At 49.7% G+C, this 13,972-nt stretch carries 12 protein-coding genes; 4 read left to right on the forward strand and 8 right to left on the reverse strand.

The features are described from left to right. Both clpP and tig read right to left on the reverse strand, forming a co-directional pair. Window positions 1-666 carry an ATP-dependent Clp endopeptidase proteolytic subunit ClpP gene (gene clpP / locus BFO_RS06545; protein ID WP_014224855.1) on the reverse strand — a complete coding sequence of 222 codons (666 nt, stop codon included), beginning with the start codon at window positions 664-666 and terminating at the stop codon, window positions 1-3. Window positions 667-679: 13 nt separating this feature from the next. After that, window positions 680-2,041: a trigger factor gene (gene tig, locus BFO_RS06550; RefSeq protein WP_014224856.1), complete on the reverse strand. Its 1,362-nt coding sequence runs from the start codon at window positions 2,039-2,041 to the stop codon at window positions 680-682. Between the two features lie 310 nt (window positions 2,042-2,351). On the opposite strand from tig, the gene BFO_RS06555 reads away from it, so the two are divergent. Both BFO_RS06555 and BFO_RS06560 read left to right on the forward strand, forming a co-directional pair. Next, window positions 2,352-2,597: an RNA recognition motif domain-containing protein gene (locus BFO_RS06555; protein WP_014224858.1), complete on the forward strand. Its 246-nt coding sequence runs from the start codon at window positions 2,352-2,354 to the stop codon at window positions 2,595-2,597. A gap of 91 nt (window positions 2,598-2,688) precedes the next feature. Then, complete coding sequence (locus BFO_RS06560; RefSeq protein ID WP_041590743.1) at window positions 2,689-3,567, forward strand: CPBP family intramembrane glutamic endopeptidase; 879 nt, start codon at window positions 2,689-2,691, stop codon at window positions 3,565-3,567. Between the two features lie 17 nt (window positions 3,568-3,584). Here the strand turns inward: BFO_RS06560 and BFO_RS06565 are convergent, their stop codons facing one another. From BFO_RS06565 to BFO_RS06575, 3 genes are read right to left on the reverse strand one after another with little or no spacing between them, the layout of a single operon-like run. Then, entirely contained in the window at window positions 3,585-4,064 is a 480-nt protein-coding gene (locus tag BFO_RS06565) for a hypothetical protein (RefSeq protein ID WP_014224859.1), read from the reverse strand. A gap of 6 nt (window positions 4,065-4,070) precedes the next feature. Beyond that, the gene (locus BFO_RS06570) at window positions 4,071-4,457 is read right to left on the reverse strand and encodes a hypothetical protein (protein WP_014224860.1); all 387 of its coding nucleotides are present in this window, start codon (window positions 4,455-4,457) and stop codon (window positions 4,071-4,073) included. A gap of 52 nt (window positions 4,458-4,509) precedes the next feature. After that, window positions 4,510-5,076, reverse strand: a complete 567-nt coding sequence (locus BFO_RS06575; protein WP_394329997.1) for an RNA polymerase sigma factor — start codon at window positions 5,074-5,076, stop codon at window positions 4,510-4,512. 135 nt (window positions 5,077-5,211) lie between these two features. Here BFO_RS06575 and BFO_RS06580 point away from each other — a divergent pair, with 135 nt between their 5' ends. After that, the gene (locus BFO_RS06580) at window positions 5,212-7,230 is read left to right on the forward strand and encodes a TonB-dependent receptor plug domain-containing protein (RefSeq protein ID WP_014224862.1); all 2,019 of its coding nucleotides are present in this window, start codon (window positions 5,212-5,214) and stop codon (window positions 7,228-7,230) included. A gap of 776 nt (window positions 7,231-8,006) precedes the next feature. After that, a complete protein-coding gene (recG, locus tag BFO_RS06585) occupies window positions 8,007-10,076 on the forward strand; it encodes an ATP-dependent DNA helicase RecG (protein WP_041591177.1) in 2,070 nt (689 codons plus the stop codon). A gap of 38 nt (window positions 10,077-10,114) precedes the next feature. Here recG and BFO_RS06590 read toward each other — a convergent pair whose 3' ends face one another. Genes BFO_RS06590 through BFO_RS06600 form a run of 3 tightly spaced genes read right to left on the reverse strand, consistent with a single transcriptional unit; the run spans window position 10,115 to window position 13,960 of the window. After that, window positions 10,115-11,341 carry a murein hydrolase activator EnvC family protein gene (locus tag BFO_RS06590; RefSeq protein ID WP_041591178.1) on the reverse strand — a complete coding sequence of 409 codons (1,227 nt, stop codon included), beginning with the start codon at window positions 11,339-11,341 and terminating at the stop codon, window positions 10,115-10,117. A gap of 14 nt (window positions 11,342-11,355) precedes the next feature. After that, the gene (locus tag BFO_RS06595; RefSeq protein WP_014224865.1) at window positions 11,356-12,186 is read right to left on the reverse strand and encodes a DUF4292 domain-containing protein; all 831 of its coding nucleotides are present in this window, start codon (window positions 12,184-12,186) and stop codon (window positions 11,356-11,358) included. Beyond that, the gene (locus tag BFO_RS06600) at window positions 12,176-13,960 is read right to left on the reverse strand and encodes a tetratricopeptide repeat protein (RefSeq protein WP_014224866.1); all 1,785 of its coding nucleotides are present in this window, start codon (window positions 13,958-13,960) and stop codon (window positions 12,176-12,178) included. Before BFO_RS06600 ends, BFO_RS06595 begins: the two co-directional genes overlap by 11 nt. Window positions 13,961-13,972 lie beyond the last annotated feature (12 nt).

Genomic DNA, 13,972 nt, shown 5'->3' on the forward strand with positions numbered 1-13,972 from the left:
TTATTTACGCTTCATAATTTCGTCGACCATCCCGTATTCCTGCGCTTCTTGTGCGTTCATCCAATAATCGCGGTCACTGTCGCGAGAAATCACTTCATACGGTTTGCCCGAATGTTCGGAGATGATACGATAGAGTTCGTCTTTTACCCTCAAGACTTCACGAACGGCGATTTCCATGTCCGAAGCCTGCCCCTGCACGCCACTGAGCGGTTGATGAATCAGCACGCGCGAGTGCGGCAAACAGTAACGTTTCCCTTTTTCACCGGCTACGAGTAACACCGAAGCCATGGATGCGGCAATCCCGGTGCAGATCGTTGTCACCTGACTTCCGATGAACTGCATCGTATCGTATATCCCCAGTCCTGCATATACCGAGCCACCGGGTGAATTGATATAGATCGAGATATCTTTACCCGGGTCGCTCGAGTCTAGATAAAGCAACTGGGCTTGTATGACATTGGCGGTATAATCGTCGATCTGTGTACCCAGGAAAATGATGCGATCCATCATCAGACGTGAGAAAACGTCCATCTGAGCGACGTTCAACTGGCGCTCTTCGATGATGGTCGGCGAGATATAACTGCTTGAGACATTCATATAGCTCTCAAGTGCCGTAGCACTCATTCCTAAATGCTGGGTCGCATATTTCTTAAATTCGTTTTTCATTCGTGTCTTTTTTTTATTTCCGTTTTTCTGCCAGCACTTTTTCAAACTCGTCGAGCGAGATTGTTTTCGTCTCTACCTTAACATGCTCTTTGAGCCATTCCGCAAGCTTCCCGTCAATTACACGATCAACCAGATTCTTTACGGTTTCTTCCTTTTTCATCATGTCTTTGGCATAATTCTCAAGTACATCGTCGGGCACGGAGAGCATGCCGTACTGTGCAAACTGTGTCCGGGCTACCTGTTTGGCAAGCGATTCAACGTCTGCGTCTTCTACTTTAAGATCATGGGTACGTACAAGCTGTTCCTTGGCCAGATGCGCTTTCAGGTCTTCCACGACATGCGGATAGTCTTTCTCTACCATCTCCGGCGTATTCTTCTCGTCCGACTTGAGCAGCCAGCGCTTCAGGATATCGTCGGCAAAAGATATGTCGGCTGTCTTCTTAAGCATCAAGGCACGTACATCGGCAAAAAACGTATAATCGCTCTGCGGACGGAACTGCTCTTCCAGCGACTCTTTCACCCGATCGCGAAATTCGGCTTCAGTCTTCACCGCTCCTTCGCCGAAGATCTTATCATACAATTCCCGGTTCAAGTCGGAGGGCTTGTGGCGTGTGATTTCTTTGATCTCGAAACGGAAATCACGGGTAATACTCGCCACTTCTTCCTTCTTTACATTCAGGAAAGATGCGATCTCCGCTTCGGCTCCTTCGTAGGCTTTATTCGGATTGAAAACAACCTTGTCGTTCAGTTTGGCACCAAGGAATTTGTTGCGTTCTTCTTCGTCTTTGATATATTGGGGCATGAGCATGGCTTCTTCGACCCATATACCGCCGGGCAGTTGTTCGTCCCCCTCCATCTCTACTACTGTACCTTTTACAAGGTCATTTTCCTCAATGTCTTCCACATTGTCGTACGATCCGAAACTTCGCCGGTACGAGTCAATCTGCTTGTCTATCAATGCATCGTCAACATCCACTTCATACCGTGTCAGTTTATCGCGTTTCGTCAATTTGATATCGAGTACAGGTGCCAATGCGACGTCGAACCGAAACTCAAAATTCTCCTGTGTGTCGAAGTCAACCGTCGGATGATCGGTGCATGGCACAGGCTGTCCGAGAATAGCGATGTTATTTTCACGAATGTAATTAAACAGACTCTCTGAAGCGATCCGGTTAATCTCTTCGGCCAGCACGTATTTGCCGTACATTTTCTTGATCAAGCCCAACGGGACCATCCCTTTCCGGAATCCCGGCATATCGGCTTTCCGACGATACTGACGCAGATTCTTATCAACCTGCGCTTCGTAGTCTTTCTTTTCTATCGCTACTGTCACAACGCCACTGACGGAGTCGTTGCTTTTTAATGAAACATTCATTCCGTTCTGTTTAATATTTAATCTTTTAAATCTGTTTTTTCTTTTATGCAGGGTGCAAAATTAGACTTATAATTTTAATCTCGCAAATATAAAACATCCAATAAACAATAATTTTCGCTATAAAACACTTGTTTATTCCGATTTTATCTGTTTCTTTGCGGCGTGAAAGGAGTGATTATACTTCCGAACGTACTTAACAATCGGTTTTTATCTCTGTCAGCGATTGATGATTTATTTTTCATTGTTTTGAACTTCCGGTTTTCTTGCACTTTTCATTAGTAACGATCGAGTATTTTTAATTTTATATTTTATGAACATTTACATTGGAAACCTGAACTATCGTGTCCGGGAGAATGAATTGCAGAAACGATTGGAAGAGTATGGGGCGGTAGACTCTGTCAAAGTAATCAAAGACCGCGAGACGGGCCGGTCGAAAGGTTATGCTTTTGCTGAGATGCCGAATACGGCTGAGGCACAGCGAGCGATCTCGGAGATGAATGAGACGGAGTTTGAAGGCCGTCAGATGGTTGTCAAAGAAGCGCTTCCGAGAGCTTAAACGACGATATCTCTTTGAAGGGATGAAAGGATAACTTCCGTCGCTCGTCGAAAAGACGGGGGCGGAAGTTGTTTTTTATACTTTTGTATCGATGAAAGGGATTTTTGCCGATCGAGGGGCCGGATTTCAGGCCGGTGTGTTGCTCATCACTATGATGGTCGGATATTTACTTGCCTCGTTGTTTTATGCAAGCATCCTGTTGATGACGGGAGAAAATGATAAAACACATCTGCCGCCCGGCATACTGTTAGGGATGCAGTTCGTTGGCTCCGTGACAGCCTTTTTGATACCGGCACTCGTTACCGCCTTTCTTTGTAGCGACGATCCCCGTCGCTTTCTGCAGATGAACAGCCTCCCTAATATACGTATTTGGTTTCTGGCGGGTGGTATGACCATGCTCCTGATGCCGGTCGTTTCGCTCATCAGCATCCTGAACGCGCAGATGGAATTGCCTGATGCGCTGACACCGCTCGAAAGTCGCATGCGCGAGACACAGCAAGCTGCCGACACCCTCGTGCGACAGATGCTTTCCGGCTCTTGTACATTGCTGCCATTCAGCCTGCTGGTGATGGCCGTAGGAGCCAGCGTAACAGAAGAATTCTTTTTCCGCGGGACTCTCTTCTCTCTCCTGCGAAAGAAAATCCGCAATCCTCATGCACTGATCTGGATTGTTGCCGCACTTTTCAGCGCCCTCCATTTCCAGTTTTACGGATTCCTGCCACGTATGCTGCTGGGCGCATTTCTGGGTTATCTGATCTACTGGTGTCGTAGCATCTGGATGCCTGTCTTCGCCCATTTCATTAACAACGCGTGTGCGATCATCGGGATATCGGCTGGCGGAAAATCGGAAAATGCTGTCACGGCGGATGCTTCGCCCGAGAGACTTCGAATGTTGGCCGTCGGCTCTATCGTGGGACTTGCTTTATTTGTCGTCTTGACGATGCGTATGAAACGCCTGCTACGAAAGTAGAGAGAAACGTAATGCCTCTATGGTTTTCCTTGATGCGATCCTCCTCCATGCCCGCCGCGTCCTCGCTTCTGCATAAATTCACGCATAAACCGGGCTTCTGCTTCCTGATATTTATATAACTTTTCCACAGATAGTATCCGCTTGAATTTCTCGTGGTATTCTTTTTCCAGCTTGGCTTCTTTCAGCCGTGTTTCGGTCGTGCAATCGACCAGCTTCTGCTGTTCTTCTTCCGTCAGCCCTTCTTTCGAACGGCTCCTGCGTGCCAATTTCCGGCAATCCCGCCCAATCTCGAACTTCTTTCGCTGCATTTCATTCTCGATCGGGATAAAAGCTGCGGCTTCATCGGCTGTCAGGCCGGCTGATGCCGTGATATAAGCGTTTCGTTTAGCCATAAAAACTTCACGGTCAAACTTCCCTTTGTCATCCTGTGCCATAACCGTAAGAAAAATACCTGTTACAGCGACCATAATCAATATAAAAAGTGTACGCTTTCTCATACGTTCTTATTCCATGGCTTCGACTTCTTCTAAAAACAGCTCGTCCGCATATTGCGCCTCCAGGTATTCCAGAAATTCCTGGTCCTCCTCGGAGATCGCATTCAACGAGGATTCGGGTGCTTCCGTTTCCACAAGCAACGGATCGACCGTATGCTCTTTTTGCATCCCCCCCTCCTGTATCCCTTTGAAGATTAGGAGCAGTCCGATAAAGCTTGCCGCCAAATAAAGCCACGGACGCATCTTCTCAGCCATCGAAACGGCTTGGTTTTCTTTCTGTTGAGGACGCTCCGGCAGACCAGCCATAATCCGATCCGTCAGCCCTTCCATATACCCTTCAGGCACACGAAACGGATTCTTCTTCTTATCCTTTATATTGAATTGCTGTATCTTCATAACTGTTTAATCAGGGATTGCGTAGCTTTTGACGTGTTAAAATTGAGAAGGTTTAACCGTCTTCTGTTAAAAACGCTTCAATTTTTTTGACGGCATGATGATACGAGGCTTTTAACGCTCCGACCGATGTACCAAGCACCTCGGACATCTCCTCGTATTTCATCTCTGTACCGTATTTCATCGTGAAGACGAGTCGCTGCTTTTCGGGAAGTTTGAGAATCGCTTCCTGAAATTTAAGTTCCAATTCATCCCCATCGAAATATTCGTCGCTTTTCAGGGTTTCCAGTAAGAAGACATCCGTGTCATCAAGCGAAATGTTACGATTGGAACGTTGCCGGTTCAGAAAGGTGATACATTCGTTCGTGGCGATCTTATACAGCCACGTCGAGATCTTGGCTTCGCCCCGGAAACAGTCGAGGTTCGACCATGCTTTCAGGAAAGTGTTTTGCAGAATATCATGGGCATCGTCATGCGAAAGCACCATTTTACGGATCTGCCAATACAGTTTTTCGCCGTATGCTTCAACCACCTCGGCAAACGCATTCCGCTGGGTCTCCGGATTGCGAAGACGTTCCGTTACCTCTTCTTCCTTGTACAGTCTGATCGACCTCTTTTTCACGGCGTAAATATACGTATTTTTGTTCGTATAAGGTAGCTTAATGTAAATGAATTTGTTAAGAATTGATAATTTTAGAGGCGAGTAATCGGGGTTTCCATATCTTTGTAGTGTGTTTTTTAACATTAAATAATTCATATGAGAACAAAAAAACGACTGAATGATCAACAGGCTTTCCGTTTCAGACGATTTGTACGGAAGGCGTACGGTGCATTTAACAGTATGCACAAGGTAGTGAACATCGGGGTGCTGACAAGCAGTATGCTGACCTTTGCACATCTGTCGCCGGTATCGGCACAGCAGGGAGCAGGTGCAGTAGCCGACAAGATGCCCGAAGAAGAACTGGATGAGGTGACGGTGACGGCTGCACGCGTCGAGACGCCCCTTGCGCAGTCGGCACGATTGGTTACAGTCATCACTAAAGCGCAGATTGAGCAGGCGCCCGTCCAAAGTCTGCAGGAACTACTGGCCTATGCCGCCCATATCGACGTGATTCAACGTGGCGGGCACGGCGTTCAGGCCGACATCTCCATCCGCGGCGGCTCAGCCGATCAGACCGCCATTCTGCTAAACGGCATCAACCTGACCAATCCACACACCGGACATTACAACCTCGACCTTCCGGTCAATCTCTCCGACATCGAACGTATCGAAATCATCCACGGCCCTTCGGCACTGATCTATGGATCAGGCGCTTTTTCCGGAGGGATCAATATCATCACAAAAAAAGAAATCGACGCACGCGTATATGCCAATGCGGAGGCAGGGATGCATAACCTGTGGCGAGGCGATGTACGTGGAGCGGCTGAGATCGGGCGGACGAGAAACAGCCTTTCGGCAGGCTACCAGTCGTCCGACGGATATATTCCTCACAGCGACTACCGGATGCATAACCTGCTCTGGCAGACACGCTGGAATGCACGCGAAGACGCATATCTGGACGTGCAACTGGGCTACAACAACAAACACTACGGAGCCAATACGTTTTATTCGGCAAAGTTCCCGAATCAGTATGAACGGACAAGCGCTTACATGGCAACACTGAAAGGCTCCTTTGGCCAGACGCTGCGGGTAATTCCCATCCTCTACTGGAGCCGCCACTACGACCAGTTCGACCTGATTAAAGATACCCCTAAAGGGCGTAATTTCCATCGCGGCGATACGTATGGCGCCAACCTGATTCTTCAATATACTTCGCGCATCGGTACAACGACATTGGGAGGTGAAGTGCGACGCGAAGACATCGTCAGCAGCAAACTGGGCAAGCCACGTGCCCGTCCGGAGGGAGATTATACGAAATATGACGACCGCACGACGAGCAGTGTAACATTGGAGCATACGTATACGACGAGCCGTTTCTCGCTTTCGGCGGGAGCATTGGTAAACTACAATACCTTGACGGATGCCATTCGTTTCTATCCGTCGGTCAGCGCGGCATACCGTCCCACAGAAGGGTTGAAGATTGCCACGACATGGAGCCAGTCAACCCGCATGCCGACCTTTACCGACTTGTATTATACGCAGGAGACACATCATGCCAATGAGCAGTTGAAACCTGAACGGTCGGAGTCGGTCGACTTGGGAGTGACGTATGACCGTCCGCTCGTAAGCGCTTACGTAAAAGGCTTCCTGATGTGGGGGCGCGATATGATTGACTGGGTGCGCACATCGGGCGATGCGAAATGGGCGTCATGGAACTTGACGGAAGTAGATAAGCAGGGCGTGGAGATAGGCGCCACATTACGACCGGGACACCAATGGCCGATGCTCGGGCACTCCGAACTTTCGATCAGCTATGCACGAATGAATCAGACTGCCGACTCGAAAGGATTGGAGTCAAAATATCTGCTGAACTATTTGCGCGATAAACTGGCGGTACAGTTACAACACCCTGTGTGCCGGAATTTTTCGGCCGCATGGCGTTTCCGGTTCCAAAAGCGGATGGGGAACTACCGCCGGTTTGAGGGAGGCACTGATGCGGGACTGCATCCCTATCCGGCTTTTTCGGTACTCGACCTGAAGCTCAACTATACACTTCGGAACGTCGATTTACATGTGAGCATGAATAATCTTTACGATACGCAGTATTACGACGTGGGCAACGTGCCTCAGGCCGGCTTCTGGCTGATGGGAGGCATAACGTACCGGTTGAAGTAAAAATCCAAAAACGGAGAGCTACCCTTTGCATCGGATGATGGAGGGTAGCTGCTTCTTGTGCTTTTATCAGCATTCATAAGCCTATCGCAAGTGTTGAATTGTTTAGTTGTTTGTTAAGGTGTTTGATTGTTGAGGTGTTGAATTGTTTAGTTGTTTGTTGAGGTGTTCGATTGTTGAGGTGTTGAGTTGTTGATCTGTTTGCTGACCGTTGTAAAAGCCCTGAAAGGGCGCATTAATTCAGCCCAATGTGGAGCGAAGCGAGTTACCTGATTTTCCGACCTGCGAGCGTCGCAACGGCGTGTGAAGCGCACGGAAGCCTTGACCTTTTGGTTACTTTTGGGTCAAGCCAAAAGTGACAAAAAAGAGATTCTTCGCTTCGCTCTGAATGACAAATTAATGGTTAATTGTTATGCGTGGTACACGGTATCCGAACGCAGAGGAACATCCCCCCCAGCCCCCCTTCAAAGGGGGGAAGAGCGCAGCGAAGGGGGATGTTATCCCTTCAAAGGGGGAAGAGCGGTAAAACGAAAAAATCTGTGCGAAGATTTATCTCCCGCATCGTTGTTTGTAATAAATCTGTGTAGAGATTTATTAGCCACAACGCCGTTTGGTTAAAATTCCTTTTGCGATTTATCTCCCGCAAATTGTTTCTGATAAATCACAACTGTGATTTATCTCCCGCTATGCCGGTTTCTCCGGAAATCTCTATCTTTGCCTTTCAAACGGCTTACAGTTTGTAATTTGTAATAAACGTGACGATCGGCGAACGTAACATCATGTATCTTCCGGGAGTAGGGCCTAAACGTGCCGAACTTCTGAAGAAAGAGGTCGACGTGGTCTCTTTCGAAGACTTGTTGTACTATTTTCCTTACAAACATATCGACCGCAGCCGGTTCTACCGGGTCAGCGAGATCACGGGCGACATGCCTTACATCCAGCTCAAAGGACGCATTGTCTTCTTCGATACGGTTGGTGAAGGACGCAAAAAACGACTGATCGGGAAATTCACGGACGACACCGGCACCATTGATCTCGTCTGGTTTCAGGGACTTAAATATATCACCGACAAGTACCGGCCGGGAACGGAATACATCGTCTTCGGCAGACCGAAAGCATTCGGTCACTCGGTGAACATTTCTCATCCCGAGATCGATCCGGTGGAAAATGCACCGCAGGTAGCCAGCGGACTGACCCCTCTTTATCATACGACCGAGCTGATGAAAAAGGCGTTTCTTCATTCACGCGCCATCCAAGATATGCAGTATACGTTGCTCTCGACGCTCGACTGGCAGATTCCCGAAACATTGCCCGAAGCCATCGTGACGCACTTTCAGATGATGTCTGTCTCGGAAGCTATCAAGAACATACACTTCCCCGAATCGGCACAAACGTTGCAGGCGGCGCAGCAACGTCTTAAATTTGATGAGCTGTTTTACATTCAGCTCAACATCCTGCGTACGGCAACGCTTCGGCGAAACAAGCTCAGCGGGGTTGCCTTTCGCAGAGTGGGCGACGCTTTTCATACGTTCTACCGTGATTATCTGCCCTTCCGGCTGACCGGTGCACAGCAACGCGTGTTGCGTGAGATCCATGCCGATATGAAGAGCGGACAACAGATGAACCGGCTGTTGCAGGGCGACGTGGGCAGCGGCAAGACACTCGTCGCCCTGATGGCGATGCTGCTCGCCGTTGACAACGGCTTTCAGGCCTGTATGATGGCTCCGACCGAGATTCTGGCCAATCAGCATCTGGCCACGGTAAAGGAGTTTCTGAAAGACATGGATGTGCGGGTCGAGTTGCTTACCGGATCGACGACGAAAAAGCAGCGTAGCGCCTTACTGCCTGCCGTAGCCTCGGGCGAGGTCGATATCCTGATCGGTACGCATGCGCTTATCGAGGAGACGGTTGTTTTCAAAGCCCTCGGCATGGCGGTAATCGACGAACAGCACCGTTTCGGCGTGGCACAACGTTCGAGATTATGGGTCAAAAACCAATTTGTACCTCATGTACTTGTGATGACAGCTACACCCATTCCGCGCACCTTGGCCATGACGCTTTACGGCGATCTCGATGTCTCCGTTATCGATGAATTGCCTCCCGGCCGAAAACCGATAAAAACCGTTCATCGCTACGATACGAAAAAAGCGGCCGTCTATGAGTTTCTGCGGAGCGAGATTCGCAAGGGACGGCAGGTTTATGTAGTCTATCCGCTTATCGAAGAAAGCGAAAACCTCGATTATAAAAATCTGGAAGAAGGGTTCGAGACATTCAAAAAAGTGTTTCCCGAATACCGGGTGTGCATGGTTCACGGCCGGATGAAAGCGAAAGAGAAAGACGCCGAGATGCAGCGTTTCGTTGGCGGAGAGGCGCACATTCTCGTGGCTACTACTGTTATCGAGGTGGGGGTCAATGTCCCGAACGCCTCGGTGATGGTCATCGAGAGCGCCGAACGTTTCGGACTGGCGCAGCTTCACCAGTTACGCGGACGTGTAGGGCGTGGCGCCGAACAGTCTTACTGCATCCTGATCTCATCGTACAAGTTGAGTAACGAGACACGCAAGCGACTCGAAATCATGGTTCGGACAAACAACGGTTTCGAGATTGCCGAAGAAGACCTTAAACTGCGTGGCGCGGGCGACCTTGAAGGGACGCAACAGAGCGGCGACGGGCTGTTTCTGAAGATCGCCAATCTTGCACACGACGGAGAAATCCTCCAACGCGCCCGCCGGACAGCGCAAAAAATACTCGATAACGACCCCGACCTGACAAAGCCCGAACACAAGCTGCTGCACGATCGGCTCAGCTCGCTTTTCCGTCGGAAAATGAACTGGGGACTGATCTCTTAATCTGACTTTTTGACCGGACACGCGAAACACCGGAAGCCTTAGTCGAGCCACAGCTCAGGATCGAGCTTACGCTTTTCTTTCCATAACTGGAAGTGGAGCACGGTCTCGTTATTGTTCTCCGTATCCGTATAGATTTTGCCGATGCTCTGACGGGTTGTCACATTGTCGCCGGCTTTTACATAAACATGGCTCAGGTTGCTGTAGACCGTCAGGTAGTTACCATGTCGTACGATGACACTGTTATTGTAGCCCGGGACGACGAAGACGCGTGTTACCACGCCATCAAAGACGGCACGGGCTTCCGTCCCGCTCGTAGTCTGGATATCGATACCGTTGTTGTTCGTACGCACATGCCTGAGAGCTTGATGTTGGTGTTCTCCGAAAGTGGAGATGATACGATATTTCCCGTTGAGAGGGAAGGGGAGTCGACCACGGTTCGAGGCAAAGTCGGCCGAAAGTTTCCGTTCTGCTTTCGTCATGGCATATCCGCCGTTGCTTTCGGCTTTCCGTTTTCCGCTCGAAGCTTTGCTCGATCTTTTTACCTCTTCGGCAATCAGCTTCTCGATTTGTCGGTTCAACGCTTCGGCCTGACGTCTTTTTTGCGCCAACTTCTGCCGCAGATTCTTCTCTTTTTTGTTGAGCTGCTGTACTTCCGCTTTCTGTTCCGATTCTTCCTGCTGCAGTTTCCGGCTTTCCTCCTCGCGAGCATCGAGCAAGGCTACTTTATCCGCACGCGTCTGCCCCAGTTCTTCCCGTTTTTTATCCAGCTCTTCCTGTTTTCTGACAATCAGTAATGCCTGCATTTTCTGCCACGACGCATATTCGCGCAGATAACGCATTCGGCGGAGCGACTGAGCGAAGTTATCGGCCGAGAGTACGAAGAGTAACCGGTGTTGCGATGCACGCCGCGTGTACAGATTCCGCACTAATTGGGCATATCGTTCTTTCCGGTCATTCAAACTTTTCTCCAATACAGCCAATTCACGGGTAGCATCAGCGATCTGCTTGTCGAGCACGGCGATCTCCTGATTGAGGAGACTGATCACCTTTTTCCGTGCGATCACCTGCTGCGATATCAGGTGCAGGCGGTTGAGCGATGTCTGGGCTGAGGCACGCGCCTCGTTAAGCAACTGGGTTGTCTGTTCAATTTCGCGAAGTGCCGCTCGCCGTTGCGCTTCGAGCTGCCTGATCGTATGCGTCTGTGCGGTTACACGACCCGCGCAAAGCAGCAGAGCGAGGTAACCGACATACCAAACATATCGTATCAGGCGTATGCGTTTCATTGAGACAGAGCTTTGAGGATTTGTTCCGGAGTCACCCGCTCATACCCTTCGGGAATGATGAATTTCAGGTCGACGGGTGTGTTAATTTCAACTTTATTAAACCGTATCGATAACTTATGGTCACGCAACGACGCAAGCATATCCATCGGGAAGAGTTGCCCTTCGACGGTACGGAAATTCGCATAATCCCACATGAGGGTATGCTTGTCGGCATCCGTGATTTCGGCAGTACGAAGTTTAGCCTCGTTATCGGCTAAGAAACGGTACTGCATACCGGTTGCATCAGACGTTTGAAGGCGATAGCCGGCGGGTATCCGTTCCCAGCCGAAGCGGCCGCGGTCATCCGGGGTGACGGCTTGTTTGCCGGGCAGGAAGAGGCGGTTGGTGAGGAGCGCCTGCAGGTTATCGAATGTAAAGTCGAGATGCTTGCGGGCTTTCAGGTCGGCGATGGATTCGGCGAAGTAGCGCTTGTTCATTCGGTCGATCGCCTTGACACTGTCTCGACTTACTTCAAGCCGGAACATCTCGATACCGAGCAATGGCTGGACGGAGATTTGCAGCCGGTCGTCGCGACGCAGTTTGAGTTGTGCACGCGAGCCGACTTCCTTGCCCGAAGCCGGAGTGAACTCAACTTGTATTTTAGCCGAAAGAGTTTGGTAGCGAAGCGACTGCTCATCGAGGGTACGGAAAAATTCCGTTTCGGCCTTCAGTGCGACATCCGTTTCGCCTGCGCCCTCTTTTACCGTCCGACATCCTGCCGGCAGAATACACAAGACGACGCACACATACAACCACAACGGATTAAGTGATATTTTTTTATTCTTCATTCGGGTCTTCGATATAGATTCCTTCTGCTATTTTGCGTTTCAATATTTCCGTGTCTTTGCCCAGCTCCTGCGCTTTCTTCCACTGTTCAAGGGCTTTTTCCTTATCGCCCGTCATGTAGAGGATGTCGCCATAATGATCGACGAGTTCAGCGCTGTTCGTCGTATCTTTTTCGAGCGCACTGCGGATGTAAATGTGGGCAAGCGTATAGTTTCCTTTCATAAAGAAGACCCACGCATACGTATCGAGATACGTCGGGTTATTCGGCTCCAATTTGATACATTGGGCGCTCATGCGCTCGGCCTTATCCAAGTCGTGTTTACGCAGCGTCAGGAAATAGCTGTAGTTGTTTAGCACGGGTACATTCTTGTCGTTGTATTTAAGCGCCTGTTCGTAAGCATTGAACGCATCCTCCACCTGTTTCATCTGATAATAGATGTCACCGATCTGTCCGTAAAAGTCGGAGCGCAGCGGTCGGTTGTCTTCGGGTATCTTGGCCAGCCCTTCCTGATATGTCTCGAGCGCCTTCCGGTAATCGTTCTGCTGGTAATATGCGATGCCGAGGTAGAAATAATATCCCGGCGCTTCGGGGAAAAGTTCCTGACATTTCCGGCAGATGCGGATGGCTTCGTCGATGTTTTCGGCACGGAAGGCCAAGTTAAGCAGCTGTTGCCAGGCCGATTCATTGTCGGGTTCCATTTCGGTAACCAGCCGGTACTGGAATTGTGCCTCATCGGTTTTGCCTTGCATCGCCAGCAAGCTGCCGTAGTGAAGTTTCAGTTCCGTATCTTCGGGATGTTGCTCGAGCAGAGTCTGAAAAAGCGCGTTGGCCGCCTCCGTACCGTTGCGTGACTGTTGCAGCTGACCAATGTAACGAGCCAGAATACCCATCTTCGTACTCACATCAAGGTCCTTATTGATTAAAGCCGTATGTATCTGCTTTTCGGCGGCTTCATGATCACCCACCTGTTCGTAATAGTTGGCCATCGAAACGGTATAATATGGATTCGACGGGTCGATACCGTGCGCCTTTTGGTAATATTCGTATGCTTTTACCGTATCGTTTCGCTGGAGATAGAGATCCCCGATCAGGATCGGATACCGTGCATCCGACGGATATTTGTCGGCCAGCTTTTTCAGTTCATCAAATGCTTTCTCCGGCTCTTCAATCTGCATGTACAACTTGTATTTCTGCGTCGAGAGCGCTTCGTTCATCCCGACAGCATTCTCCAGATCGTTGAATCGGTCGATGGCTTCGCCAATCTCTCCGGCTTGGGTCAGCGCTTCGGCGAGATAGTAGTTCAGTTCCACTTTGCCGGGGTGAGTCTTTACAAGTTCGCGATAAATCTCGGCCGCTTCACCATACATGCCGATGTTGAGTGAGAGGGAAGCAAGCGCCAATTTATAATGGAAGTTGGAAGGAGCATAAGCAACTGCTTTCCGTAGAAAGATGGCGGCTTTCTCGGGCTGATTGAGCTGCAAATAGAAAGCCGAAAGTTCGTAGAGTGGCGCGGCTGCCGTAGAATCCGTTTGGAGGCAGTGATAAAACATTTCGTATGCAGCGTCATATTTTCCTTCGTTCTTCAGTTTCACACCTTCGTAGAAAAAGTAGTCGACCTTGCGCTGTATGGCTGCCGGCGACGGTTTCTTCTTCAGTGGAGCATGTGGTGCAGCCGAGAGTATGCCGACCCACAGAGATAAACACAAGACGCCGATCTGCCGAGCCTTCCCGGATATGACCTTCTTTTTAAACGGTATGTTTCCTTTTTTATTCAATCGTCAGTATGA

The sequence above is a fragment of the Tannerella forsythia 92A2 genome (assembly GCF_000238215.1).
Taxonomy (GTDB): Bacteria; Bacteroidota; Bacteroidia; order Bacteroidales; family Tannerellaceae; genus Tannerella; species Tannerella forsythia.